Source organism: Ralstonia sp. 22086, from assembly GCF_052045975.1.
Taxonomy (GTDB): Bacteria; Pseudomonadota; Gammaproteobacteria; order Burkholderiales; family Burkholderiaceae; genus Ralstonia; species Ralstonia wenshanensis.
Map to the genome: position 1 here is coordinate 583,020 of NZ_JBQEPZ010000003.1, position 26,621 is coordinate 609,640.

General features: G+C 65.1%; 23 protein-coding genes. 9 read left to right on the plus strand and 14 right to left on the minus strand.

The genetic code is table 11. The features are described 5' to 3' along the window. Positions 1-108 precede the first annotated feature (108 nt). Positions 109-2,064 (minus strand): molecular chaperone DnaK, encoded by a 1,956-nt coding sequence (dnaK, locus tag ACTJK6_RS15935; RefSeq protein ID WP_024974838.1) that lies wholly within the window; start codon positions 2,062-2,064, stop codon positions 109-111. A gap of 264 nt (positions 2,065-2,328) precedes the next feature. Here dnaK and ACTJK6_RS15940 point away from each other — a divergent pair, with 264 nt between their 5' ends. Further along, a complete protein-coding gene (locus ACTJK6_RS15940) occupies positions 2,329-3,630 on the plus strand; it encodes a phospholipase A (protein ID WP_440076222.1) in 1,302 nt (433 codons plus the stop codon). A 12-nt stretch (positions 3,631-3,642) separates the two neighbouring features. On the opposite strand, the gene rnk is transcribed toward ACTJK6_RS15940, so the two are convergent. The 4 genes from rnk to grpE form a co-directional block, all read right to left on the minus strand. Continuing rightward, a complete protein-coding gene (gene rnk, locus ACTJK6_RS15945) occupies positions 3,643-4,050 on the minus strand; it encodes a nucleoside diphosphate kinase regulator (RefSeq protein WP_232040919.1) in 408 nt (135 codons plus the stop codon). Positions 4,051-4,226: 176 nt separating this feature from the next. Then, positions 4,227-4,367, minus strand: coding sequence for a hypothetical protein (locus ACTJK6_RS15950; RefSeq protein ID WP_260802112.1), 141 nt, complete (start codon positions 4,365-4,367; stop codon positions 4,227-4,229). A 13-nt stretch (positions 4,368-4,380) separates the two neighbouring features. Then, positions 4,381-4,806 carry a thioredoxin family protein gene (locus ACTJK6_RS15955; protein ID WP_232040921.1) on the minus strand — a complete coding sequence of 142 codons (426 nt, stop codon included), beginning with the start codon at positions 4,804-4,806 and terminating at the stop codon, positions 4,381-4,383. A gap of 11 nt (positions 4,807-4,817) precedes the next feature. Beyond that, positions 4,818-5,465 (minus strand): nucleotide exchange factor GrpE, encoded by a 648-nt coding sequence (gene grpE / locus ACTJK6_RS15960; protein WP_232040922.1) that lies wholly within the window; start codon positions 5,463-5,465, stop codon positions 4,818-4,820. A gap of 262 nt (positions 5,466-5,727) precedes the next feature. On the opposite strand from grpE, the gene ACTJK6_RS15965 reads away from it, so the two are divergent. Beyond that, the gene (locus ACTJK6_RS15965) at positions 5,728-5,922 is read left to right on the plus strand and encodes a hypothetical protein (protein WP_045202657.1); all 195 of its coding nucleotides are present in this window, start codon (positions 5,728-5,730) and stop codon (positions 5,920-5,922) included. Positions 5,923-5,943: 21 nt separating this feature from the next. Here ACTJK6_RS15965 and ACTJK6_RS15970 read toward each other — a convergent pair whose 3' ends face one another. Genes ACTJK6_RS15970 through hutU form a run of 6 tightly spaced genes read right to left on the minus strand, consistent with a single transcriptional unit; the run spans position 5,944 to position 13,021 of the window. Then, positions 5,944-6,342, minus strand: coding sequence for an RNA-binding S4 domain-containing protein (locus tag ACTJK6_RS15970; RefSeq protein WP_232040924.1), 399 nt, complete (start codon positions 6,340-6,342; stop codon positions 5,944-5,946). Beyond that, a complete protein-coding gene (hemH, locus tag ACTJK6_RS15975) occupies positions 6,339-7,454 on the minus strand; it encodes a ferrochelatase (RefSeq protein ID WP_440839534.1) in 1,116 nt (371 codons plus the stop codon). Before hemH ends, ACTJK6_RS15970 begins: the two co-directional genes overlap by 4 nt. A 57-nt stretch (positions 7,455-7,511) precedes the next feature. Then, positions 7,512-8,747: an imidazolonepropionase gene (gene hutI / locus ACTJK6_RS15980; RefSeq protein ID WP_440839535.1), complete on the minus strand. Its 1,236-nt coding sequence runs from the start codon at positions 8,745-8,747 to the stop codon at positions 7,512-7,514. Beyond that, positions 8,740-9,717 carry a formimidoylglutamase gene (hutG, locus tag ACTJK6_RS15985; protein ID WP_440839536.1) on the minus strand — a complete coding sequence of 326 codons (978 nt, stop codon included), beginning with the start codon at positions 9,715-9,717 and terminating at the stop codon, positions 8,740-8,742. Before hutG ends, hutI begins: the two co-directional genes overlap by 8 nt. Before the next feature lie 2 nt (positions 9,718-9,719). Further along, on the minus strand, positions 9,720-11,276 hold the full coding sequence (gene hutH, locus ACTJK6_RS15990) for a histidine ammonia-lyase (RefSeq protein WP_232040928.1): 1,557 nt from the start codon (positions 11,274-11,276) through the stop codon (positions 9,720-9,722). Between the two features lie 26 nt (positions 11,277-11,302). After that, positions 11,303-13,021 carry a urocanate hydratase gene (gene hutU / locus ACTJK6_RS15995; protein ID WP_440839537.1) on the minus strand — a complete coding sequence of 573 codons (1,719 nt, stop codon included), beginning with the start codon at positions 13,019-13,021 and terminating at the stop codon, positions 11,303-11,305. Positions 13,022-13,175: 154 nt separating this feature from the next. Here hutU and hutC point away from each other — a divergent pair, with 154 nt between their 5' ends. Next, positions 13,176-13,889 (plus strand): histidine utilization repressor, encoded by a 714-nt coding sequence (hutC, locus tag ACTJK6_RS16000; RefSeq protein WP_232040930.1) that lies wholly within the window; start codon positions 13,176-13,178, stop codon positions 13,887-13,889. 130 nt (positions 13,890-14,019) lie between these two features. Further along, the gene (locus ACTJK6_RS16005) at positions 14,020-14,367 is read left to right on the plus strand and encodes a carboxymuconolactone decarboxylase family protein (protein ID WP_232040931.1); all 348 of its coding nucleotides are present in this window, start codon (positions 14,020-14,022) and stop codon (positions 14,365-14,367) included. Between the two features lie 41 nt (positions 14,368-14,408). Here the strand turns inward: ACTJK6_RS16005 and hrcA are convergent, their stop codons facing one another. Continuing rightward, a complete protein-coding gene (gene hrcA / locus ACTJK6_RS16010; protein WP_232040932.1) occupies positions 14,409-15,467 on the minus strand; it encodes a heat-inducible transcriptional repressor HrcA in 1,059 nt (352 codons plus the stop codon). 111 nt (positions 15,468-15,578) lie between these two features. Between hrcA and ACTJK6_RS16015 the strand changes: the two genes are divergently transcribed. The 5 genes from ACTJK6_RS16015 to ACTJK6_RS16035 all read left to right on the plus strand — a co-directional run bounded on the left by ACTJK6_RS16015 (position 15,579) and on the right by ACTJK6_RS16035 (position 23,007). Further along, positions 15,579-16,517: an NAD kinase gene (locus tag ACTJK6_RS16015; protein WP_414561039.1), complete on the plus strand. Its 939-nt coding sequence runs from the start codon at positions 15,579-15,581 to the stop codon at positions 16,515-16,517. Positions 16,518-16,662: 145 nt separating this feature from the next. Then, positions 16,663-18,369 carry a DNA repair protein RecN gene (recN, locus tag ACTJK6_RS16020; protein WP_433865216.1) on the plus strand — a complete coding sequence of 569 codons (1,707 nt, stop codon included), beginning with the start codon at positions 16,663-16,665 and terminating at the stop codon, positions 18,367-18,369. A 93-nt stretch (positions 18,370-18,462) separates the two neighbouring features. Further along, a complete protein-coding gene (locus ACTJK6_RS16025) occupies positions 18,463-18,927 on the plus strand; it encodes a hypothetical protein (protein WP_440816993.1) in 465 nt (154 codons plus the stop codon). A 263-nt stretch (positions 18,928-19,190) separates the two neighbouring features. Beyond that, positions 19,191-20,831 carry a S8 family peptidase gene (locus ACTJK6_RS16030; protein ID WP_440476641.1) on the plus strand — a complete coding sequence of 547 codons (1,641 nt, stop codon included), beginning with the start codon at positions 19,191-19,193 and terminating at the stop codon, positions 20,829-20,831. A gap of 211 nt (positions 20,832-21,042) precedes the next feature. Then, positions 21,043-23,007, plus strand: coding sequence for a S8 family serine peptidase (locus tag ACTJK6_RS16035; RefSeq protein WP_433865220.1), 1,965 nt, complete (start codon positions 21,043-21,045; stop codon positions 23,005-23,007). Positions 23,008-23,091: 84 nt separating this feature from the next. On the opposite strand, the gene rrtA is transcribed toward ACTJK6_RS16035, so the two are convergent. Together rrtA and glnE are read right to left on the minus strand one after the other, a co-directional pair. Next, positions 23,092-23,709 carry a rhombosortase gene (gene rrtA / locus ACTJK6_RS16040; RefSeq protein WP_440839538.1) on the minus strand — a complete coding sequence of 206 codons (618 nt, stop codon included), beginning with the start codon at positions 23,707-23,709 and terminating at the stop codon, positions 23,092-23,094. Next, positions 23,706-26,549, minus strand: coding sequence for a bifunctional [glutamate--ammonia ligase]-adenylyl-L-tyrosine phosphorylase/[glutamate--ammonia-ligase] adenylyltransferase (glnE, locus tag ACTJK6_RS16045; RefSeq protein WP_440839539.1), 2,844 nt, complete (start codon positions 26,547-26,549; stop codon positions 23,706-23,708). Before glnE ends, rrtA begins: the two co-directional genes overlap by 4 nt. Positions 26,550-26,621 lie beyond the last annotated feature (72 nt).

Consider the following 26,621-nt stretch of genomic DNA (forward strand, 5'->3'; position numbering starts at 1 on the left):
ACTGCGTGTCGAATAGCAAAAAAGCCGAGCGTGACATCAGGTGCGTCCCGCACAACCCGATGATCACTGCCCGGCGTACTCTCACGTCCGCCTGGCGGACGATCTGGCTTACTTCTTGTCGTTCACTTCCTTGAACTCGGCGTCGACGACGTTATCGTCGTGCGGTGCGCCTTGTCCGGCTTGCGCGCCTGCCTGGGCACCGGCAGCGGCTTGTTCCGCACCGCCGGCCTCGCCCTTGGCTTGCATGTCGGCATAGACCTTCTCGCCGAGCTTCTGCGAGGCGGTTGCCAGCGCTTCGGTCTTGGCGTCGATCGCGGCCTTGTCGGTGCCCTTCAGGGTCTCTTCAAGTTCCTTGATCGCGGCTTCGATCTTGTCCTTCTCGCCAGCTTCCAGCTTGTCGCCGTACTCGCCCAGTGCCTTCTTGGTCGAGTGCACCAGCGCTTCGCCCTGGTTACGGGAGTCGACCAGTTCGCGCAGCTTCTTATCTTCCTCGGCGTTGGCCTCGGCGTCCTTCACCATGCGCTCGATCTCGGCTTCCGACAGGCCGGAGCTTGCCTTGATCGTGATCTTGTTTTCCTTGCCGGTCGCCTTGTCCTTGGCGCCCACGTGCAGGATGCCGTTGGCGTCGATGTCGAACGACACTTCAATCTGCGGCGTGCCGCGCGGTGCCGGCGGAATGCCTTCCAGGTTGAATTCGCCCAGCATCTTGTTGCCGGAGGCCATCTCGCGCTCGCCCTGGTAGACCTTGATCGTCACGGCCGGCTGGTTGTCGTCAGCGGTCGAGAAGGTCTGCGAGAACTTGGTCGGGATGGTCGTGTTCTTGCCGATCATCTTGGTCATCACGCCACCCAGCGTTTCGATGCCCAGCGACAGCGGCGTCACATCCAGCAGCAGCACGTCGGTACGATCACCGCCCAGCACCTGACCCTGGATGGCGGCGCCCACGGCAACGGCCTCGTCCGGGTTCACGTCCTTGCGGGCTTCCTTGCCGAAGAACTCCTTCACCTTCTCCTGCACCTTCGGCATACGCGTCATGCCGCCAACCAGGATCACGTCGTGGATGTCCGACACCTTCACGCCGGCATCCTTGATGGCGGTGCGGCACGGATCGATCGTACGGGCGATCAGGTCTTCGACCAGCGCTTCGAGCTTGGCGCGCGTGATCTTCAGGTTCAAGTGCTTCGGGCCCGAGGCATCGGCCGTGATGTACGGCAGGTTGATTTCGGTCTGTTGCGTGCTCGACAGCTCGATCTTGGCCTTTTCAGCGGCTTCCTTCAGGCGTTGCAGCGCGAGCACGTCCTTCGACAGATCAACGCCCTGCTCCTTCTTGAACTCGCCGATGATGTAATCGATGATGCGCTGGTCGAAGTCTTCGCCGCCCAGGAACGTATCGCCGTTGGTCGACAGCACTTCGAACTGCTTCTCGCCGTCCACGTCGGCAATCTCGATGATCGAGATGTCGAACGTACCGCCGCCCAGGTCATACACGGCGATCTTGCGATCGCCCTTCTCGTTCTTGTCCAGGCCGAATGCCAGCGCAGCCGCGGTCGGCTCATTGATGATGCGCTTGACGTCCAGACCGGCGATGCGGCCGGCATCCTTGGTGGCTTGGCGCTGCGAATCGTTGAAGTAGGCCGGCACCGTGATCACGGCTTCGGTCACTTCCTCGCCCAGGTAGTCCTCGGCGGTCTTCTTCATCTTGCGCAGGGTTTCGGCCGAGATTTGCGGCGGTGCCAGCTTCTGGCCGCGCACTTCCACCCAGGCGTCGCCGTTGTCGGCCTTGGTGATGGTGTACGGCATCAGGCCGATGTCCTTCTGGACTTCCTTCTCTTCAAACTTGCGGCCGATCAGGCGCTTGACGGCGTACAGCGTGTTCTTCGGGTTGGTCACCGCCTGGCGCTTGGCCGGGGCACCGACCAGGATCTCGCCGTCTTCCATGTAGGCGATGATCGACGGGGTGGTGCGAGCGCCTTCGGCGTTCTCGATCACCTTGGGGGTGTTGCCCTCCATGATGGAGACGCAGCTGTTGGTGGTACCAAGGTCGATACCGATGATTTTGCCCATGTTCTTGCTCCTCGAATCTGGTGTCAGGACTGCACTGAATACAAACTTGGATCGGATGTGGGAGTGCCGCCCGGCTTTTCAAGGCCGAATTTTGAAAAGTTGAGCATTTTGGCCGGTTTTTCTTGGGAAAGCACCCGAAAACGTGCGCTCCCTGGCAAAAACGCGCGTTTTGAACGCCCAGAGCCGCAAACCGGGCAAAAAAGGTGTGGGTGTTACCCTTGGGCGCATTGCCACTCGCCGGACGCCAACCCGGCTTTTGTGTCCATGCCTTTGCACCCGCTCCGTTCCATTCTTGGCGCTGCCCTGCTTGCCGCATGCGCCGTGCCCCCCGCCGATGCCGCCGTTGCCCTCCTCCAGCCTTCCCGCCGCGTCAACGCCAACCAGCCCTTCACACTGACCCTCGTCATTTCGGGCGATGCCGCCCAGCGCAGCTATGCCGTGCCGGCCAAGTTACGCGTAACGGCCAGCGCTGACCTGCAGGGGCCCGTGGAAGTGATTCTCGATCGACACAATGCTGGCGCCGAAACCCTGCACCTGCGTCCGGGCCAAGTCCGCACCGTCGCCTACACCGGCACGCTGCCCGAGGTGCTGCGCGGCACGGTTCGGATCGATGTGCCGGATCTCGATGCGGCACCCGTTCTGGTGACGCTCGTGCGCGGCACAGACGCCCCGCAGATTGCCGCCGATGGCGCCCCCACTGGCGCAGCCCGCAACGCCGCCGCCGAAGCGACCCGCCCCGGGGGTGCGCTGGGCACCAACCCGAGCGCCCCCGCTGCCAGTGCAGCTGCTACTGCGACCCCGCCCACTCCCGTCGCAGTTGCTGGCAGTGGCGAGGCATCCCGCCCGCCCGAAGACACCGCACGCCTGACTTTCCACGAACCCATGTTCGCCGCAGTGGGCGCGCATGGGGGCCTGAACGCCAAGTTCCAGTTGAGCTTCAAGTTTCGGATTTTTCAGCCAGAGAACCCGGCATCGGCAGCGCTGCTGGATAACGTGTACTTCGGTTATACGCAGTTCTCGCTGTGGGATGTGGGCAAGGAATCGGCGCCGTTCCGCGATACGAACTACCGGCCCAGCGTGTTCTATTACCGGCCCGATACGGGCATCCATGGCGGCGCCCTCACGCGGCTATCGTTCGCGGGCGGCATCGAGCACGAGTCGAACGGCCGCGACGGCGACGCCTCGCGCGCCATCAACACCGTGTTTGTACGCCCGACGTTTCACTTTGGTGACCTGAACGATTACCACTGGAAGTTCGAGCCGAAGCTGTACGCGTACCTCACGCGCACCGGCAACACCGATATCGCGCACTACCGGGGTTTTGGGGATTTCCGCGTGTCCTATGGCGCCCCCAACGGCTGGGAATTGGCCGCCACGCTGCGCAAAGGCACCCGCAAGGCCTACGGCAGCGTCGACGCGCAATTGACGTATCCGATGAGCCGGATCTTTACCGGCACGGCTGGCTACCTGTTCATCCAGTATTTCACCGGCTACGGCGAGAGCCTGCTCGACTACAACCACAAGCTGGGCTCGCAGTTGCGCGTCGGGTACAGCCTCTCGCGATAGGACGCCGCCGGCTTAGAGCGTGTGCTGGCCGCTGGCCTCGGGCTGGAACGCAACGCGATCGATGCGCAAGGAGCGCTGTGCGCCATTGGGCGCCGAGTATTTGACCGACTTGCCCGCACGCGCACCCAGCAGCGCCGCGCCCATCGGCGAGAGCACCGACAGTTTGGCCGACGTCACGTTGGCGTCTTCCGGGTAGACGAGCGTCCACTCTTGTTCGGCGCCGGCGTCATCCACCACGCACACAACGGAGTTCATGGTCACCACATCGGCGGGAATCTTGTTGCCGGGCACCACGTTGGCACGAGCAATGAGGTCGTCGACCAGATCGGCCAGCGGCGAGTTGTTGCCCGCGCGAGTGGCGGCATTTTCCAGACGGGTGAGGTCCAGCTCAGTCAGGTAGATGGTGGCTGCTTTGGACATGACGATCTCCTACAGGTCTATGTTCAACACGAGGCAAAGCCGCTGCCGATGGCCTTCCGGGCCAATGCAACGCAGCGGCAAGAACACCAGCGGGCGCATAGGCCGGCCGGCGGTGATACGAAGCCGAAACTTCTGGGGGAGTAGGGAGAGCCCGGCGGCAACGTGCCGCAAGGGCACTAGAACAACCGCCGGGCGGCGGCAATGGCCGCGTTCATCGCCTGGGCGGCGCGCGGCGAAGTGCGCGCCACGCGCTTGGGGCGCACAGCACGGAAAGACGAAGAGATAAGAAAGGTGGCAGCCACCGGCATCGACGTCATGATGGTCGCTGCCTCAGATGAGCGGCTTGCCGGCCAGCTTGTTGCGCGCATTGGCAACGGCGGCGGCAAATTGCGCGTGGCCATGCCAGCCGGTCGCCCGGCCGAGCTTCTTGCCACGATGGAAAAACATGAACACCGGAATACCGTGCAGGCCAAAGCGCTGGCCCAGCTGAGGGTGCGCATAGACGTTCGCGTGCAGCCAGTTCAGCCCAAGCTCACGCACGGCGGCCGGTTGCGCGAGCATGGCCTTCTTGGCCATCTCGCAGTTGAAGCAATCGACGCCCCAGAAGAACACGCACACGAGCGCATCGCCCGCCGCCGCAATGGCCGCGTCGAAGGTCTCGGTGTTCACCTCGCGCATGCCAAACGCCGCGAATGCGGTCTTGTCGACCGGGATCGCGCCGTTGGCGTATTGCGAAGTGGTTGCGTTCTGGATCACGGGGCGTGGGCTTACTTGGGCGCCGCCACCGTCACAAGGGCCGGGCGCAGCACGCGGTCGGCCAGCGTGTAGCCACGCTGCAGAACAGCGACCACGGTATTGGCTTCCTGATCGGCCGGCACCATCGAGATGGCTTGATGGCGATGCGGATCAAATTTTTCGCCCACCGGGTTCAGCTCGGTGACGCGGCCCTTTTCGAATGCGGCGTACAGCTGCTTGAGCGTCAGCTCAACACCCTCGCGCAGCTTGGTGGCGTCGCCCGAGGTGTCCGCCAAGGCGGCCTGCAGGCTGTCCATCACGGGCAGCAGGTACTCGGCGAAGCCTTCGATGGCGAACTTGTGAGCCTTCGCCACGTCTTCCTGACCACGGCGGCGGATGTTTTCGCCTTCGGCCGTTGCGCGCGCCCAGTTTTCATAATTCTGGCGCGCCTTTTCTTCAGCAGCTTCCAGTTGGCGGCGCAGTTCTGCGACGTCCATGTCGGCCACGGCTTCTGCCACGGCGGCTTCGTCACCAGCGACGGCCTGGGCGTCGGCGCTCGCGCGCTGAGCCTGGCTCGAATAAGCGTGGGCCGCCTGGCCCGTCGCCGACTGGTTCGGCTGGGTGGCTTGGGTGTCCGCTGGCATGTCCGAGTTCGAGGAGGTGTCCGAAGTGTGTTTCATAGCGCTGGATAAAGAGGATCGACGCACGGGATGTACCCGAAGACGATCCGCTGGATTTTTACAAACGATTTGTCCCCGTTATGGGGCAATTGGCGCGCTTTTCAAGGGCGCCGGATGCGCAGCAACTGTGCGCCGTGCATCACGAAATATGGGGTTACAACTTTCATCAGACTGCAACGGCATGGCAATTGCGACGCCTTTATTGGCCGCCTATGATGCAAGAAAAAACTGGGGGGCGCGAGCTTCTTTGAGGGTTCGTACCATGCATAACAAGCTGCCCGTTCTGACCGTGCTCCTGCTGTTGACCCTGACCGCAGCCACAACGTTCATTTGCCTGTCTGGGGCCGTCACACCGCGTTATACGGAGTACGGTAGCGGCAAGGCATTCTTCAAGCACTACATCATCAAGCCGGCACAGATGCAGCAGATGCCGCGCGGTTTGAGCGTATTAAGTTAGCACACACTCGCACGGTGTACCTCACTCTCCGCCGAGTTTGTCGATACGCCGTCGATCTCGCTTGGTCGGTCGGCCAGCAATTTGTGTGGCGGGTTCCCGATACAGCCGGCGTTTGTCGGCATTCTCTTCGCGTTTTAAGCGACTGGTGTCCGTCTCGGCGTAGAGCGTTTGCGCAACGGAGGCTGGACCGCGCACTTCCGCCAGCGCCAATACCTCGACTTCCCACTGCTGTTCATGGGCGTGGACCCGCACGTGGTCACCGATCTTGACATCCTTGGCGGGACGAACCGGCTGATCGTTGATCTGCACGCGACCGCGCTCCACCGCATCGGTCGCCTGCGACCGTGTCTTAAAGAAACGCGCCGCCCATAGCCATTTGTCGATGCGCACGCGATCGGCCGCGTCGGTGCTCACTTTCATGCGGCGGCCCCCTTGCTCTGCGCACGGGTGCGGCTGGCATCCAGCACATGCGGGTGCGTAAGCGTGAGCGGCCAGCCCTGCAGATGCGCCAGCGCAATGTCGGCAATGCCGGCAATCCACGCTTCGCTGTCGTTCAGGCACGGGATGTAATGGAAATCCTTGCCGCCGGCGACACGGAACGTGGACTGCCCTTCCATGGCGATCTCTTCCAGCGTCTCCAGGCAATCGGCCGGGAAGCCAGGGCAGAACACGTCGACGCGGTTGGTGCCAACGCGGCCGAGCTCTTCCAGCGTGGGCGCGGTGTAAGGCTGCAGCCATTCGGCGCGGCCAAAGCGCGACTGGAAGGTGACCAGGTACTGACCCGGCTGCAGGCCGAGCGCTTCGCCCAACAAGCGGCCGGTCTTCAGGCATTCGCAGTGGTAAGGGTCACCCAACTCCAGCGTTCGTCGCGGCACGCCATGGAACGACAGCACCAGTTTGTCGCCATGCGCAAAGTCAGGCGCGCCATGCTGCACCCAATACGCGCCCACCTGCTGGTGCAGCGCATTGATGTAAGCGGGGTCATCGTGGAAATGCTTGACCAGCCGCAACTCGGGCTGATTGCGCATTTCACCCAGCACGCGGAAGACCTCATCGAAGGCCGTCGCAGTGGTGGTGCCGGAATACTGCGGATACATCGGCAACACGAGGATGCGCTCGACACCCTGCTTGCGCAGCGCCTGCATGACCGATGGGATCGACGGATTGCCATAGCGCATCGCGCAGGCGACCACCACATCGTGACCCTGCGCGTTGAGCAACTGCTGCAGCGCATGCGCCTGCCGCTCGCTATAGACAAGCAGCGGCGAGCCCGTCATGTTGGCCTCGCGCAGCCAGATACTTTCGTACTTGTGCGCTGACGCCCGCGAACGCAGCGGCACGATCAGCCCATTGAGGATGAACCACCACACGGCGCGCGGAATCTCCACCACGCGGGGGTCAGACAGGAACTGACGCAGGTAGCGGCCGACCTCGCGCGGCGACGTGCCGTCGGGTGTGCCGAGGTTGACGAGCAGGATCGCGGTGCGATCGGGCTGACCGTGCTGGAACAGGGGTTCGGGCAAGAAAGGCATGGGCGCGGGTTCGCGATAGACCCGGCCGATTATACGAGCCGAGTCATCGAGTGTGCCTTACGCCACCACCACGCCGTCCTTGACCACACCGGCACACGGGTTGAGCCCCATCGCATAGGCTAGATCGGCAGGCCGATCGATGCGCCAGAGCGCGAAATCTGCCGCGCAGCCCGGGGCAAGGACCCCACACGTGCCTGACAGACCCAGCGCAGCGGCGGCGTGACGCGTGGCGCCGGTCAGCGCTTCCAGCGGCGTCAGGCGGAACAGCGTGCACGCCATGTTCATCGCCAGCAGCAGCGACGACAACGGCGACGTGCCGGGGTTGCAGTCGGTCGACACGGCCATCGGCACACCGGCGGCACGCAGGGCGGCCATCGGCGGCAGGCGCGTTTCGCGCAGGCAGTAGAACGCGCCGGGCAGCAGCACGGCCACCGTGCCGGCCTGCGCCATGGCTGCGATGCCGGCATCGGTCAGGCATTCGAGGTGATCCGCTGAAAGGCCGCCGTAGCGAGCCACCAGCGCCGCGCCGCCCTGGTCGGAGAGCTGTTCGGCATGCAGCTTGACCGGCAGGCCGTGGCGCTGCGCCGCGTCGAACATGCGCGCCGTCTGTGCGGGCGTAAAGCCGATGGTTTCGCAGAAGGCGTCAACAGCATCGACCAGACCTTCCGCTGCGAGGGCGGGCAGCACATCGATGCAGAGGTGGTCGATGTAATCATCCGCACGGCCGGCAAATTCCGGCGGCACCGCGTGCGCGCCGAGGAACGTCGTGCGCACGCGCACCGGCAATGACTGGCCGAAGCGGCGGGCAACACGCAGCATGCGGCGCTCCGTTTCCAGGTTCAGGCCGTAGCCGGACTTGATTTCAACGGTGGTGACACCTTCGGCGCGCAGTGCATTGAGGCGAGGCAGGCTGGCTTCGGCCAACGCGTCTTCGCTGGCCGCCCGCGTGGCACGGACGGTGGACAGGATGCCACCGCCGGCGCGGGCGATCTCTTCGTACGGCACGCCGTTCAGGCGCGCTTCAAATTCATTGCTGCGGTTGCCGGCGTAGACGAGGTGCGTGTGACAATCGATCAGGCCGGGCGTGAGCCACGCGCCGCTGCCATCGTGCTCGCGTGTGACGCGGGCGTTGACGGGCAGATCGGCGCGGTAGCCGAGCCACGCAATGCGGCCATCCTTGACGGCGATGGCGCCGTCGCGGATCTCGCCGTAGCCGTCAGCATCGGCGGTGAGCGTGGCGAGGTGGACGTTGGTCCAGAGCGCGTCCCAGTGCAGGTTGGCCGGATCAGTCATGTGCGGCTCCCTGCAGGCCGATGCCGTCTGCCACGCGCGCCACCAGACGGGCAGCGACACGTGCGGTGTGATTGTCAATATCGAGCGACGGGTTCAGTTCCGCCACATCCGCCAGCCGCAGCTTGCCCGAGCTGACCACGCGATCGACGATGGGCTCGATCACGTCCATCCCGACGCCGCGTGCCGACGGTGCGCTCACGCCGGGGGCAACAGCGGCCGGCAGCACATCGAGGCACATCGTCAGATAGACGTGGTCGACCTGGCTCAGGAACACCTCGACCACCTTCAGCACGTGGGCGAGCTGCATGACGTCCATCTCGTCGTCGTGCATCCAGCGCACGCCGAGCTGGCGCGCACGCGCGAACAGCGCTTCGGTGTTGGCGTAGGTGCTCACGCCCAGGCAGGCGTAGTGGAACGGCCAGCCGCGCCGGGCACAGTCTTCGGCGATCTGGCGGAACGGCGTGCCCGAGCTGCCGCGCTCACCCGCACGCAAATCGAAATGCGCATCCAGATTGAGAATGCCGATACGCTGGGGCTGGTGGGATTTCGCCGCCAGATGCCGCGCCAAGCCGCCAAACGAGGCCCACGCGATCTCATGCCCGCCGCCGAGCGCGATCGGAAACGCGCCGCGATCGAGCAGATCGTGGAGCACACCGGCCAATTCGCTCTGCGCGTCTTCCAGCGCATCGCCCTGGCAAGTCACGTCGCCCGCGTCGACGACCACACGGCCGGCACGCGCGGGCAAGTTCGCCAGCATCTTGCGGATGGCGGCGGGGCCCGCCTGTGCGCCGGTTCGCCCGTGGTTGCGTGCGACACCCGCATCGCAGGCAAAACCCGCCAGGGCGACGGTGTTGGCCAGCGGCGTCGATGCGTCGATGCGGCGCACGGTCTGGTGCCAACGCAAACCCAGCGGGCCTTCCTCCGCATCGACGCGGCCTTGCCAGACGTTCGGTTCGGCTTGGGCGAGCATGGTCAGACGAGTGCGAGTTCGCCGACGTGCGCGCGGCACGAATCGCCCAGATCGCCGTCGAGCACGAGGCGGCGGGCGCCTTCGATGTCGGGGGCGAACAGGCGATCTTCACCGTAGTACGCCACACGCGCGCGGATGCAGCCATGCGCCTTCTGCAGCGTGTCGGACGTCGCCAGCGGCTTGTGGAAGTCGATGCCCTGCGCTGCCGCCAGCGCTTCGATGCCGACGATGGTGGCGGTGTTCTCGGCCATGTCCTGCAAACGGCGGCCGGCGAAGGTCGCCATGCTGACGTGGTCTTCCTGGTTGGCGGAAGTCGGCAGGCTGTCCACGCTGGCCGGGTGGGCAAACGTCTTGTTTTCCGAGGCCAGTGCCGCGGCCGTGACGTGCGCAATCATGAAGCCCGAGTTCAGGCCCGGCTGCTCCACCAGGAACGGCGGCAGACCCGACAGCGTGGAGTCGATCAGCAGCGCGATGCGGCGCTCGGACAACGCACCGATCTCGGCAATCGCCAGCGCAAGCATGTCGGCGGCAAACGCCACCGGCTCGGCGTGGAAGTTGCCGCCGGAGATCACTTCACCGGCATCGGCGTAGACCAGCGGGTTGTCGGTCACTGCGTTGGCTTCGGTGAGCAGCGTGGCGCCGGCCTGCCGGATCAGGTCGAAACACGCGCCCATGACTTGCGGCTGGCAGCGCAGGCTGTACGGGTCTTGCACGCGCTTGTCGCCCACGAGGTGCGACTGGCGGATGGCGCTGCCGGCCAGCAGGTTGCGGTACACCGCGGCAGTGGCGATCTGCCCCGCCTGACCACGCACGGTGTGCACGCGCGGGTCGAACGGCGCATCGCTGCCCTTGGCGGCATCCACCGACAATGCCCCCGACACGGTGGCGGCTTGAAGCAGACGCTCGGCCAGGAACAGGCCGTTGAGCGCCAGCGCGGTCGACACCTGCGTGCCGTTGATGAGCGCCAGGCCTTCCTTGGCGGCCAGTGCGATCGGCTCGATGCCGGCGGCGGCCAACGCGGCACGCGCCGGCGTGCGCACGCCGTTCACACGTACGTCGCCCTCACCCAGCAGGGCAAGCGTCATGTGCGCCAGCGGTGCCAGATCGCCCGACGCGCCCACCGACCCCTTGGACGGAATGCACGGTACGATGCCGGCGTTCAGCAGTGCCAGCAGCGTGTCGATCACGACACGGCGCACGCCCGAATAGCCGCGCGCCAGGCTGGCAGCCTTCATCAGCAGCACCAGTCGCGCCACGTTGTCGCTCAGGTCTTCACCCGTGCCGACGGCGTGCGAGAGGATCAGGTTGCGTTGCAGGCGCTCCAGCTCGTGCGTGGCGATCTGCGTTTTGGCCAGCAGGCCGAATCCGGTGTTGATGCCATAGGCCGGTGCGCCCTTGGCGACGATGGCCTGTACCGTGGCGGCCGACGCTTCGATGGCGGCCGCGCAGTCGCCAGACAGCGCGATGGGCGTCGGGGCCAGCCACACGCGGCGCAGGTCGGCAAAGGACATCTCGCCGGGTTGCAATGTCAGGATGGGGGGCGTGGTCATGGTGTTCATAGCAATACGAGCAGGATGTCTCTAACTTAGCCGATCATCGGCAGGTTCAAACCGTTGCGCTTGGCGCAGGCAATGGCGGTTTCGTAGCCGGCATCGGCATGGCGCATGACGCCGGAGCCGGAATCGTTGACGAGCACACGGCCCAGGCGCTTGGCCGCAGCGTCGGTGCCGTCGGCGACGATCACCACGCCCGAGTGCTGCGAATAGCCCATGCCGACACCGCCGCCGTGGTGCAGCGACACCCACGTCGCACCGCCGGCGGTGTTGAGCAGCGCGTTGAGCAGCGGCCAGTCCGACACGGCGTCGGTGCCATCGCGCATGGCTTCGGTTTCGCGGTTGGGGCTGGCCACCGAGCCCGTGTCCAGGTGATCGCGGCCGATCACGATGGGCGCCTTCAACTCGCCGTTCTTGACCATCTCATTGAAGGCCAGGCCGGCCAGGTGTCGCTCGCCCAGGCCCAGCCAGCAGATGCGGGCGGGCAGGCCCTGGAAGGCGATGCGGTCCCGCGCCATGTCGAGCCAGCGATGCACGTGCGTGTTGTGCGGGAAGAGCTCCTTGATCTTGGCGTCGGTCTTGTAGATGTCTTCCGGATCGCCCGACAGCGCCACCCAGCGGAACGGGCCCTTGCCCTCGCAGAACAGCGGACGGATGTAGGCCGGCACGAAGCCCGGGAAGTCGAAGGCGTTTTTCACACCCTGGTCGAACGCGACCTGTCGGATGTTGTTGCCGTAGTCGACGGTCGGAATGCCCATGGCCTGGAAATCGAGCATGGCCTGCACGTGCACGGCGCAGGACTTGGCGGCCTCGTCGGCCAGGCGGGCGTGCTGCGACGGATCGCGTTGCGCAGCACGCCATTGCTCGACCGTCCAGCCAACCGGCAGATAGCCGTTGACCAGATCATGCGCCGAGGTCTGGTCGGTCACCAGATCCGGCTTCAGACCGCCGGCGCGGGCACGCTTGACCAGCTCCGGCAGGATTTCCGCCGCATTGCCGAGCAGGCCGATCGAAACGGCCTCGCCGCGTTCGCAATGGTGGCGAATCAGGTTGAATGCGTCGTCGATGTCCTTGGCCTGCTTGTCGAGGTAACGCGTACGCAGGCGGAAATCGATGCTCGATTGCTGGCATTCGATGTTCAGCGACACGGCACCGGCCAGTGTTGCGGCCAGCGGCTGCGCGCCGCCCATGCCGCCCAGGCCCGCAGTCAGGATCCACCTGCCGGCCAACTTACCGTCGTAGTGTTGGCGGCCGGCCTCGGCAAACGTCTCGTAGGTGCCCTGGACGATGCCCTGGCTGCCGATGTAGATCCAGCTGCCGGCCGTCATCTGGCCGTACATGAACAGGCCCTTGCGATCCAGTTCGTTGAAGTGTTCCCAGTTCGCCCACTTGGGCACGAGGTTGGAGTTGGCGATCAAGACGCGCGGGGCATCCGGGTGGGTCTTGAACACGCCCACCGGCTTGCCCGATTGCACGAGCAGCGATTCGTCGTCGTTCAGCTCGCGCAGCGTCTCCAGGATCTTGTCGAAGCAGGCCCAGTCGCGCGCGGCGCGGCCGATGCCGCCGTACACGACGAGGTGCTTGGGGTTCTCGGCCACGTCCGGGTCGAGGTTGTTCTGCAGCATCCGGTAAGCCGCTTCGGTCAGCCAGCTCTTGCAGTGCAGCTCGGTGCCGCGAGGGGCGCGGATTTCACGCGAGGCGTCGTAGCGCGGGTCGTTGGTCAGGTGGGCAGCGTTGGTCGGGGCGTTCATATGAGGTCTCCTGCGAACTCCTTTGTCATGGAGCGCATCTTATGTTGTATATACAACTTAGGCAAGAAAACTTTACAAGCTAAGAGCAAACCCTGATGATGACCGCCATCCGCACATCACATCGGCCGCCCAAACCGCACCGCAAGCCACGTCCATGTCACACGACCCGTCCGCCAGCACGCCCGCCTTCCAGCGCATCAAGGAAGACATCCTCATGCGCATCCGCAGCGGCGAGTGGCAAGAAGGGGAAATGATTCCGGGGGAGACCACGCTCGCGCAGACGTTTGGCGTGTCGCGCATGACGGTCAATCGCGCGCTGCGCGAGCTGACCGCCGAGCAGATCCTCACGCGTGTGCAGGGGTTGGGGACGTTCGTCGCGCAGCAGAAATACCAGGCGACGCTGGTGGCGATCCGCAACATCGCCGAGGAAATTGCCGCACGCGGTCACCGGCACCGTGCCGAGCTGCACAAGCTGGAGCGCGCCCGCGCCAACGAAGCGATGGCCGCGTCCTTCGGCGTACCGGTGGGGCGCGCCCTGTTCCATTCGCTGATCGTGCACTTCGAGAATGACCTGCCGATCCAGGTGGAAGACCGCTGGGTGAATGCCGCGCTGGCCCCTGACTATATGCAACAGGATTTCACGCAGACCACGCCAAACGCCTACCTCATGCGTGCCGCCCCGTTGCAGGGCGTGGATTACGGCATCGAGGCGCGCCTGCCGCCGCGCGAGATCGCCGAAATGCTGCACATGGATGTGCGCGAACCGTGTCTGATGCTACGGCGCAAGACGCTATCCCAGGGCCAGGTCGCCTCCGTGGCAACCATGTGGCACCCGGGCGGGCGGTATCAGTTCACGGGCAGTTTCTAAGCGCGTCGTTGCGCTACATCATGACCTTGCCCCGGGGCGCGGACGAGAATGCTCGAAAAGATGCGCGGCGGCTGATGCCAGTCCGCCCAGTTCGCTACCTCACTCCACACCGGCCCAGGAGAGCACTGTCATGAGCGGCATGCCCGAATTCAAAAGCGTGGTCAAAGATGTGTCTGCGCACATGCGCAGCTTGCGCGAATCGCAGCCGGAGTTGATGACGGCATTCAGCCAACTGGCGGCAGCCGGCACAAAAGACGGCGCACTGAGCAAGAAGACGCGGGAACTGGTGGCGCTGGGAATAGCCATTTCCAGCCGCTGCGACGACTGCATCGGCTTCCATGTCCAGGCGCTGGTCAAACTCGGCACAACCCGTGCCGAACTGGAAGAGGTGTTGGGAACAGCCGTCTACATGGGAGGCGGCCCTTCGATGATGTACGCCACGCATGCGCTGGCGGCGTTCGAGCAGTTTTCAGCCTGAGACATTGGCGGGCAACCCGGCCCGCCACAGGCGGCGTTGTTTCAATACTGGCTGAGGGTGCTGGATAGCAGCTTGGCTGTGATATCCACGATCGGGATCACGCGCTCATACGCCATGCGCATCGGCCCGATCACGCCCAGCGTGCCGACAATCTTGCCGTCCACCTCGTACGGCGCGGTGATGACGGCCATGTCTTCGTGCGGCACAAGGCTGCTTTCGCCGCCGATGAAGATCTGCACGCCCTCGGCACGGCTCGATACGTCCAGCAGTTGCAGCAGGCCGGTCTTCTGTTCGAACACGGCAAAGAGCCGGCGCAGCTTGTCCATGGATGAAGACAAATCTTCCACATCCAGCAGCTTGCGTTCGCCCGAAATGACGACCGGTTCCTCTTCCGACGCGGCACTGCTGCCCGCTTCCACGGCAGCCTGCATCAGCGCGGTCATGTCGGCCTGCAGTGCAGACAGCTCGCCGCGCAGGCTTTCGCGCACCGCATCGAACGTCTGGCCGCCGTAGTGTGCATTGATGTAGTTGGCCGCTTCCACCAGTTGCGACGGGCTGTACGGCGTATCGGTATGGATGATGCGGTTCTGCACGTCGCCTTCGGGCGTGACGACGATCAGCAGGATGCGGGATTCCGACAGCCTCAGGAATTCGATCTGCCGGAACGCATGCGTGCGGCGCGGCGTCATCACGATGCCGGCAAACTGCGAGAGGTTGGACAAGGTCTGCGCCGCCGCCGCAATCACCCGCTGCGACGATTCCGACCCATGCGACGCCAGCTGCGTGCGCACCTGCTCGGCAATCGCACCCACCATCTGCTGCGCCATGCGGTCTTGCGTGCTCAGCACATCCAGCGGGCTGGCCGTCAGCATCGTATCGACGAAGAGGCGATAGCCGCGCGGCGTCGGCACGCGCCCGGCGGAGGTGTGGGGGCTCGCGATGAAGCCCATCTCCTCGAGGTCGGACATCACATTGCGGATGGTGGCCGGCGACAGATCGAGCCCCGAATACTTCGACAAGGTGCGCGAGCCCACGGGCTGGCCCTCGGCGATATACCGTTCGATCAAGGTCTTGAGGAGGATAGTGGCGCGCTTGTCCATGATTCTTCAATTTTACGCAAAATCGGCGCCCGTCTACGGGTGATGTCGGCGTTTCTCCACGAAACACGCGCTGACGTGGCGACGGTCATATCGATATGGTGTAATGCGCGCATGTCGATTCCCTCGTCCGCCGTGGCCCCGCAAGCTCCCGCCGCCTCGTCCGTTTCGCCTTTCAAGACCGTTGCGCTGGTCGGCCGGTATTCGGCTGCCAACATTGCCGGCCCTCTCATGGAACTGGCGTCGTGCATTGCCGCGCGCGGGCATGACATTGTCTTCGAGCGCGAAACGGCGCTCAACATCGGCGTTCAGGACTACCCTGCCCTGCCGCCCGAAGAGATGGCGCGCCACGCCGACGTGGCCGTCGTCCTCGGCGGCGACGGCACGCTGCTCGGCATCGGGCGCCACCTGGCCGGCGCCAGCGTCCCCGTGATCGGCGTCAACCACGGGCGGCTCGGCTTCATGACCGACATTCCGTTCGACGACGTACACACCGTGCTGCCCGACATGTTGTCGGGCCGCTACGAGGCCGAAACCCGCACGCTGCTGCAGGCACAGGTCGTGCGCGACGACGAGGTCATCTTCTCCGCCCTCGCCTTCAACGACGTGGTGGTCAACCGCTCGGGCACCTCGGGCATGGTGGAGCTTGCCGTGTCGGTCGACGGCTTCTTCATGTACAACCAGCGTTCGGACGGCTTGATCGTCTCCACGCCCACGGGCTCGACGGCGTATGCGCTGTCTGCCGGCGGGCCGATCCTGCATCCCGCGCTCTCGGGTCTGGTGCTGGTGCCCATCGCACCGCACTCGCTGTCGAACCGGCCGATCGTCATTCCGCACGACGCCGAGGTGGTCATCCAGGTCACCAGCGGGCGCGATGCCAGCGTCAACTTCGACATGCAGTCGCTCACGTCACTGCTGCCCGGTGACCGCATCGTGGTGCGCCGCTCGGAGCGCACGGTGCGGCTGCTGCACCCGATCGGCTACAACTACTACGCCACGCTGCGCAAGAAGCTGCACTGGCACGAGTATCCGACCGAAGACAACCGGCTCTAAGAACCTGCCCATGATCCTACTGCGCGGCCCGATCTTGAACCTGCAATGCTCGCCGTACGCATGTACGGCTGCGCTTCTCGCTTCAACCTCGAGCCGCTCGCTACGAATCATGGGCAGGTACTAAAACTCCTCGCTCACCGCTTCCATGCTGCGCAGCCTCACCATCCGCGATTTCGTCATCGTTCACGCGCTGGATCTCGATCTGGCCGACGGTTTTACCGTATTTACGGGCGAGACCGGCGCGGGCAAATCCATCCTGATCGATGCACTTGCACTCACGCTGGGTGAGCGCGCCGATGCGGCTGTCGTGCGCGAAGGCGCGCCGCGTGCCGACATCACCGCCGAGTTCGACGTGCATCCGCATGTGGCCGCATGGCTGGAGGCACATGAACTGCACGACGACGAGGGCGTGATCCTGCTGCGTCGCACGGTCGATGCCGCCGGCCGCAGCAAGGCCTTCATCAACGGTGCGGCCGTCACGCTGGCGCAGCTGCGCGAGGTGGGCGAACAACTGGTCGACATCCACGGTCAGCACGCGCATCAACTGCTGCTGAAGGCGGATGCGCAGCGCAGCCTCCTCGACGCCCATGCGGGCCTGGAAGGCGCCGTGCGCGTGGTCGGAGAACGTTACCGGGAGTGGCATGCCGTGGTGCGGGCACGCGAAGCCGCCGAGCAGCAGTCGCGCGAAGTCCAGCTCGAACGCGAGCGCATCGAATGGCAGGTCAACGAATTGCAGAAGCTTGGCCCGCAACCTGGCGAGTGGGAAGAGGTCCAGGCCGAGCACCACCGCCTGTCGCACGCAGCCAGCCTGATCGAAGGCACGCGCGCGGCGCTGGATGGGTTGTCCGAGTCCGAAGGTGCGGTGCTCACGCAACTGGGCGCGACGCTCCATACGCTGCGTGAACTGGCCGAGATCGACCCCGCGCTTACCGACGTGCTGGCTGCGCTTGAGCCGGCCGAGGTGCAGATCCAGGAGGCCGTGCACACGCTCGCCCGCTATGCCGATCGCGCCGAGCTGGATCCGGACCGCCTGGCCGAAGTTGACGCACGCATGCAGGCACTGCACACCATGGCACGCAAATACCGCGTCGCCCCCGAAACGCTGCCCGCAGAACTGGCTGAACGGCAGGCGCAACTCGCCGCGCTGCAAGCGGCATCCGACCTGGATGCGCTGCAGGCCCAGGAAGCGCAAACCCAAGCCGCCTATATGACGGTCGCGCAATCGCTGTCGCGCGACCGCGCCAAGGCCGCGCGCGAGTTGGCCGACGCGGTGACCGGGGCCATGCAAGGCCTGTCGATGGCCGGCGGCCGCTTCGACATCGCGCTGCACGCGCTGGAACATGGCGGGGCAGCGGGGCTGGAGCAGGTCGAATTCCTCGTCGCGGGGCATGCGGGCGTGTCACCCCGGCCGTTGGCGAAGGTCGCCTCGGGCGGCGAGCTGGCGCGGATCAGCCTGGCCATCTCGGTGATTGCCAGCGAGGCAAGCCCGACGCCCACGCTGATCTTCGACGAAGTGGATTCCGGCATCGGCGGTGCGGTGGCAGAAGTCGTGGGACGACGCCTGCGCGAACTCGGCATGCGCCGCCAGGTGCTGTGCGTCACGCACCTGCCCCAAGTGGCCGCGCTGGCCAATCACCACATTCAGGTCGCCAAGCAGACGGTGGCCGGCAGCACGCGGTCCGACCTCGTGGTGCTGGACGCCACAGGCCGCGTGGACGAGATCGCCCGCATGCTGGGCGGCGCGTCGCTCACCGACACCACGCGTCGCCATGCAGACGAGATGCTCGCCGCGGGCCGTGCGCAATCGGCACCTGAATCCGCGGCGCGAAAATCCCGCCGCGTGGCACAGTGATCGCCTATACCGGAACCATTGCTGCCAGGGTTGGCACGAAGGTTCCGGCTGAACACGCTACAAACATCCTCTACCGAATCCAAGGAGAACTTCATGGCCCGCATGGCCCGCACGATCCAACCGGCTGCCCGCCCTCGATCCCTGCTGTCGACCGCCAAGCCTGCGCTGGCCGCGGCTCTCGGCCTGTGCCTGCTGGCCGCGTGCAAGTCCGTGCCGGCCATTGATCCGGGCAAACCGCCTGCCATGGACCCCGCCTCGGCCAACACCCAGCCTCCTGCTTCCGTGTCGGCTGCACATAGTCTGGGCGACATCATCATCGGCCTGAGCACGCCGACCACCTCGTCCGCCACCGTGCAAGGCGTGCTGGATGCTGCCGGTGCACGCGCAACGCCGCGCCTGGCCTTTGCGGTGGTGCGTCCGATGTCGGGTGGATTCTGGGTGGTGCGCGCCAGCTCGGGCGATGCAGCGGCCACGCTGGATGGCGCAGTGACAGCTTTGCGCAGCACGCCCGGCATCGCTTCGGCCGACCCGGATCGCATCATGAAGATTCAACGCTGAACCACCGCGACACCACTCCACACTGTGAATGATCGGGCGCCGCCTGGCGTCCGGTTCCGGCTCCACACTCCCTCGCCAGGCCCGCATTCTGCTTCAGCAGCAACGCACCAGCCGGCCTTTTTCCCCTCGCAAACGTGATCGGCCATCGCCGCCACACCAAGCGGACAAGTCGCGTGCTACCTTTGGTTTTGTGTAACGGTATGTCAACGATCACATCCTGACGACGTTTCTCATTACAACGAGACCCCACGGAGCACCCGCTGATGACCCCCTCCCTCTTCCGGTTGAAGTCTTGGCTCCGCGCGGGCGCCGGCCTGGCCTGTCTTGCCTGGGTGATGGGCAGCCAGGTCGCCACGGCTGCCGCGCCGCTGCCGCAATACACCGGTGACCTGATCATCAAATGGCGCGACGACACGAGTGGCACGCGCAAGACGCTCTCCGCCAGCGAGGCGAACAACCGCTTGCTGTCGGTAGCGCAAGCAGCGGGCAGCACGCTGCAGGTCAAGCGCACGCTGGGCACCAATGCGCAGCTCATGCACACCGGCCTGACCGATGCGGCCAGCATCCAGGCCACCGTCGACAAGATCGCGCAGGACGCCCGCGTGGCCTATGTCGTGCCTGATCGCATCCTGCGGCCCAACACCATTCCGAACGATCCGCTGTTCGCCACGCAGAACAACCTGGCCGCACCGGCGCTGGTACCGGGCGGCATCAACGCAGCCGCGGCGTGGAGCATCACGCAGGGCTCCACGGGCATCGTGGTGGCGGTGGTCGATACCGGCTACACCGATCATCCCGACCTGTCAGCCAAGATCCTGCCGGGCTACAACTTCATCTCGGACCCGGCCCGCGCGGGTAACACCTTCGGCCGGGGAACGGACGCGCATGACCTGGGCGATGGCGTAACGAGCACGGATGTCGCAAACATTTCGGGCTGCACCAGCAGCGATATCGCCAATAGCAGCTGGCACGGTACCGAGGTCAGCAGCGTGCTCGCCGCCCAGACAAACAACACCCTCGATATCGCAGGGGTCGGCTGGAATACGCCGATCGTGCCGGTACGCGTGTCGGGCAAATGCGGCGCGCTGCTGTCCGACACGGTGGACGGCATGCTGTGGGCGGGCGGCATCAACGTGTCCGGCGTGCCGACCAACGCCAACCCGGCACGGGTGGTGAACGTGAGCCTGGGCAGCACCACGCAGTGCTCTGCGGCAGAACAGGACGCGGTGAACCAGTTGGCCGCACGCGGCGCCATCGTGGTGGCGGCCGCCGGCAATGAAGCCGCGCAGACCGTTGATGCGCCGGCCAATTGCACAGGCGCCATCGCCGTCACCGCGCACGTCGACAGCGGCGAGAACGCCAGCTACGCAAACGTGGGGCCCCAGGTGGCGTTGTCCGCGCCGGGCGGTGGCTGCGGCAACTCGAAGGTCGTTACGAGTACAACTCCGGCCACTTGTGCGGAACCCGTTTCCGTCATCCAGGCCGACTCGAACGACGGTACGCAGAGCGTCGGCAACCCCACGGTCAAGTCGGTGGCAGGTACGAGCTTTTCGACACCGGAAACAGCCGGCACCATCGCGCTCATGCTGAGCGTGCAGCCACAGTTGTCGAACGCGCAGGTATTGGCGGGCCTGAAGCAGACCGCACGCCCGCACCCGAGCGGCACGTTTTGCGCCGTGAACACCGGCATCTGCGGCGCGGGGCTGCTGGATACCGCAGGTGCTGTCAGTTATGCCCAGAACACGGCGCCAGCCGGCGCGGGCAGTGGCACGACGGGGTCGGGCGGATCGACCGGGAGTTCCAGCAGCGGTGGTGGAGGCGGTGGGACCATCCCGCTGGCCGGTGCAGCGCTGCTGTTGGTGGCCGGCATGTACGGCGGTCGCCGTCGCCCGAAGGCGCATTAAGCGCACGCACCTCCCACAAGGCGCCTCGCTTTTCGCGTGCAACGCTGCGCGGTACGCGGCTCTTGCTGGTTACGCCGATTGACCGTACCGCACACGCGATTTGAGCCAGATATAAAAATTACTAAACAACGCAGTAAGCCTGTTTAAGCGAGGAAACGCGCAATTCTTGTGATAATTGCGCCTCCGTTTCCCAAAATAACAGGTTAATTACATGAAATTGATTGCCCAGGGGGGCATTGTCCGCGCACTCGTCGCGCTTGGACTGGTCTCGTATCACGCTGTCCCGGCTTTGGCCGTAGGTCAACCAGCAAACGTTGGCGCCCAAATGCAATGGGTGTCGCAGTTGATCGTCAAGGAAAAGAGCGGTGGAAGCAGCACATCCCAGCTGCAGTCCTCCGAGACGGCAATGCACGTAAGCGTTGCGACGGTGCAACGCTGGTCGGCCGCTGCACAGTTGCCGATGACATACAAGCGCGCAATGTCGGGCGGCGCTCATGTGGTCACGTTGCCGCAAACCATGTCGGTAGCAGACGCACAGGCCGTGGCCCAGCGCATGGAAGCCAGCGGCCAATTTGAGTATGTGTCTCCAGACCGGATCTGGCACGCGGCTTCCACGCCGTCCGATCCGCTGTTCCAATACCAATGGAACCTGCTACCCACGACCGGCACCGCCAACAACGTTGTAACGGTCAGTAACATTGCGCCCGCCAATGGCGCGACAACGGTGGGCGGCGCCAACGTGACCACCGCCTGGGACACGACCAAAGGGTCGAGCAACGTCAGCGTTGCTGTGCTGGATACTGGCATTCTCGCCGGCCACCCCGACTTGTCTGGGGCGCACATCAACCAGGGTTACGACTTCATCACCAACCCCGTTGTGAGTAACAAAGGTGGCGCCGGCCGCAGCAGCGACCCGACCGATCCGGGCGACTGGGTCACCAGCTCGGATATCACCACCTATCCGACTATCTGCGGCGGCCTGACGCCTTCCAACAGTTCCTGGCACGGCACCTTTGTGACCGGCCAACTCGTCGCGCAACACAACAGCATAGGCGTCGCCGGCATCGCCCCGGGCGTCAGCCTGTTGATGGCACGCGTGCTGGGCAAATGCGGCGGTTCAAGCTCTGACATCATTGATGCACTGACGTGGGCCACGGGCGGCACCGTCACCGGCGTCACCACCGTTAATACGGCGCCTGCCAAGGTCGTCAACATGAGCCTGGGCGGCGTCGGCAGTTGCGATACCCCTACGCAAAACGCCATCTCGGCCGCGCGTGCCCGCGGGGCTGCCATCGTGGTGGCAACCGGCAATGAGGGCAACACGACGACCATTGGTACTCCCGCCAACTGCACGGGGACCATTGCCGTCACGGCGCATACCTTCGAGGGCGACAGGGCCAGTTACGCGAACGTCGGCACCGGCACGACGCTGAGTGCGCCTGGCGGTGGCAACGGTTCGATGGTCAGCGGTCTGGGGGCACTGGTTGCATCGGTGACGAACATGGGCACTACCACAGCCACCACAGACGGTTACACCGCTGAAGGCGGCACTTCGATGGCGACTCCGCACGTCGCAGGCGTCGCGGCGCTGATGCTGTCGGTCAACAGCTCGCTGACGCCTGATCAGATTGCCACCGTCCTCCAGCAGTCGGCTCGGCCATTCCCGGCGGGCACATACTGCGCAACGCATACGGGCGTCTGCGGCGCCGGCATGCTGGATGCGGGTGCCGCCGTTGCGCTGGCGAAGGGCAATCCGACTGTGCACGCATCGACGTCGGCAAGCACAGTGGTCGCAAACAACGCGGTCACGCTCACAGCAACCGGCAATGCCGGCCTCGTCAATACCATCGCGAGCGTGCAATGGGCGCAGACTTCCGGGCCGTCCGTCAGCCTCACCACTGCCGGCCCCGATAGCAACGGCAATTACACCGCCACATTCACGCCATCGGCCGAGGGCACCTACGCCTTCAAGGTCATGCTGACGAGCAACACCGGCGCGACCGCCACCGATACCGCCAACGTGACAGTCACAGCAGCCGCAGCGAGCACCGGCACCACCACCCCGCCTGCGACGACCACGTCCAGCGGTGGCGGCGGTGGCGGCGCTATCGGCCTGGGCGGCGCAGCATTGCTGCTGGCCGCCGGCTTGGCCGGCCGTCGGCGTCGTGTGAAGTAAGCCTATTGGTACTTTCGGCCCGCGCCTTCATTGGGCGCGGGCATTCTTCGCACTCCAGCTTTGTCCCGTCGGACTTTCCGCTGCTCACCTAGGCAGGCGATTGTCGCGAAGGCCCCACTCCCCCAACACCCAAATCAGCAACCCGCTCGCCGCGCCAAACGCATGCGCGATGCGCACCACGCCAAACCCCCAGTGCGGGTCAAAGGCGATGGGCGACAGCCAGGATTGCTCCAGCCACACCTTCACCAGCACGCCCGCGCACAGCGCCACGCCAATCCAGCGTGAGAAACGATCCTCTGCCGCGTCCGTGGATGGCCTCAGCAGCCGTAGCCCGCCCCATGCCGCCAGGCCATGCAGCGCGCCGGAGAGCCCACCGTACCACTGCACCGTGGGCTGATTGAGCAGTGCAACCTGCACGAGCACCCCGCACGCCACCAGCACTCCAACGATGACTTGCGGCCGCAACACACGCGCCAGCAACAGGATGAGCCCGGCCGCCGCCATCGCATCCGCCAACCAATGCCACTGGTCCAGATGCACCCACATGGCGGTCACGATGCGCCACCACTGCCCTGTTCGCACGGCGTCGCGTTGATACAGCCCGACCGCATACAACCACGGCACGAACGAGAACGCCGCCGACAGCGCAGCCACACCGGCGCACGCGGCCCACGTGTGCAGCGTTTGCCGATGCACCCTCATTGCGCAGGCCCGAATACTTGCTTCCACAACGCACGTACGTGAGCGGCCTCGCGCGCGCAGGTGTCGATCGGTACGCGGGCAGTGGGTTGCCCGTCGAGCCGTAATTTGTGCTGGCGCGCGCGAAAGTCCCGATAGGCATCGGCCACTTGCGCGGCCGCTGTCGCATCGATCAACCCGAGTTCGCCAGCCATGCGCAGTAGCGCGATGTTGCCCTTGTTGAGGGTCAGCTCGGCATGCGCTGCGCTATGCAAAAGCACCAGGAACTGCACGGTGAATTCGATATCGACCATGCCCCCGCGATCATGCTTGAGATCAAACAGCCCCGTCGGGTTCGCATGGCCTTCGGCCACGCGTTCGCGCATCGCTACGATTTCGTCGCGCAGCGGGCCGGGTTCGCGCGCCTGGCGCAATACGGCGGTGCGCAGCGCCTCGAAGCGCTCGCCGATTTCCGCATCGCCCGCACAGAAGCGTGCACGCGTGAGCGCCTGGTGCTCCCACACCCACGCTGCGTTGTCGCCCTCGCGCATCTGATAGCGGCGGAACGCTTCGAAGTGCGTGACCATCAGGCCCGCCGCACCGTTCGGGCGCAAACGCGTATCGACGTCGAACAGCGTGCCGGCGGCGGTATGGCTGGTCAGCCAGGTAATGAGCTTGCGTGCGAATGACGCGTACACGTCCGGCGCGCGCTCGTCATCGTCGTCATACAGGAAGATGATGTCGAGGTCCGACGCATAGCCCAGTTCCTTGCCGCCGAGCCGGCCGTAGGCGACCACGGCAAAGCGCGGCACCTCGCGGTGGCGTGTCGAGACCTGCTGCCAGACGGTTTCAAGCGTGAGGTCCAGCACGGCATCGGCCAGATCGGAAAGCCGGTCGCTGATGTGTTCGACACTCAGCATGCCCTGCAGGTCCTGCAACAGCACGCGGAAGGTCTCCGCATGGTGCTCCTGACGCAGGATATCCATCTGCATCTCGACATGGTCGGACGCTGCCTGCAGGCGCTCGCGCACGCGCGCCCGGAAGGCGGGCCAATCGGGCTCGGCCGACAACGCCTCTACGTCGAGCAGCTCATCGAGCAGTTGCGGATGACGCGTGAGGTAGTCCGCCGCCCAGCGCGACGCATGCAGCGTGTGGGCCACGCGCTCCATGGCCTGCGGATATTCGCTCAGCAGCGAGAGGTACGAGGATCGCCGGCTGATCGCGTCAAAGAAATCGAGAAAGCGCGCGATGGTGACATCGGCATCTGTCTGCCGCGATGCCTGGTCAAGGGCTCGGTTGATCAGCAAATCGAAACGCTGACGGCTGACTTCAGACAACGCGCGATAACGCGGCGAATTGCGCGTCGCACGCAGTCGCTCCAGCACGCTGTCGGGGTTCGCATAGCCGAGTTCGGCGAGCTGTGCACGGGCGGTTTCCGTGTGCTCGTCGTCGAGCAGATCCGCATGCCAGACGGCGGCGCACGGCGGCTGGCTGTCCTGCTTGTCGGAGAAGGTTTGATCGAAATGTTGTGCGACTTCGTCCTGGTACGCCTCGAGCCTGGTGACCAGCGCCACATAATCGTCAAAGCCCATCATGCGTGCCACGCGCAGCTGATCTTCCGGCGAGCCCGGCAGGTTGTGCGTCTGTGCGTCTTCGATGTACTGCAGGCGGTGTTCAAGCTGGCGCAGGAAGCGATAGGCCTCGGTCAGGCGCGCCACGGCTTCGACATCGATCAGGCCGCGCTCCGACGCCGCCCGAAGTACTTCCAGCGTGGGCCGCACGCGCAGCCCGAAATCCTGCCCGCCGCGAATGAGCTGAAACACCTGCGCGACGAATTCGATCTCGCGAATGCCGCCGCGCCCGAGCTTGATGTTGGGCGAGCGCGCCTGCAGGTGGCCCGCGTTATCGCGCTGCTGGTTGGCGCCATTGCTGCGCTTGGCGGCCTCGTTGCGGATCTGCGCATGCAGCGCGCGAATGGCGGAGATCACGCCGTAATCGAGATAACGCCGGAAGACGAACGGGCCCGTCACGCGCTCCAACTGTTGAATGACCCGGGCCGCATGCGGACTGGTCGGGTCGGTGATCACGCGGCCCTTGATCCAGGCGTAGCGCTCCCACTCGCGGCCCTGCACGACGAAGTATTCCTCCAGCATGCCCAGGCTGCACGCGAGCGGTCCCGCATCGCCGTTCGGGCGCAGGCGCATATCGACGCGGAAGACGTAGCCGTCCTCCGTCACGTCGGCCAGCGCATTGATCAGCCGCCGGCCAAGCTTCGTGAAATATTCATGATTGGAGAGCGGGCGCGGGCCGCCCTGCGTGTCGCCGTCATCGTCGTAGAGAAAGATCAGGTCGATGTCGGACGAGACGTTCAGCTCGCGCCCGCCCAGCTTGCCCATGCCGACCACCACCAGTTCCTGCACCTCGCCGGAGGATTGCCCGATCGGCTGGCCGTGCAGCGCGCGCAGTTCCTGGCCGATCAAGGAAATGGCCGTGCGCACGGCAAACTCGGCCAGGTCGGTCATCGTTCCGGTGACCTCATCGAGCGTCGCGGCGCCGGACAAATCGCGCTCAACCAGTGTGCCGAAAACTTCATTGCGCAGCAGGCGCAAGGCGCGCTTGAGCGCAGTCTCGACCTCCACGGCATTGGTGTCGAACAGCTCGGTAAAGCGCGCCGACAGCCAAGCCACGTCAATCGGCTGCCCTGCGCCGGCCTGCACGCGCTCGGCCCAGCCTTCGCGCGCTTGCGCCTGGCGCTGGAGATAGCGCGAATACGCAAGTGCAAAGGGCAGCGCGGCGGCGGGAGCCTCCGGCGCGCGGGCCGGAGCTTGCAGAAATGGCTGGGCGGACAAGGCGGAATCAGTCATGCGGACGCATCGAGCATTGGCGGAAGCATCCATTCTCGCTGAAATGCGCGCCGATACACGCAGGGCAATCCG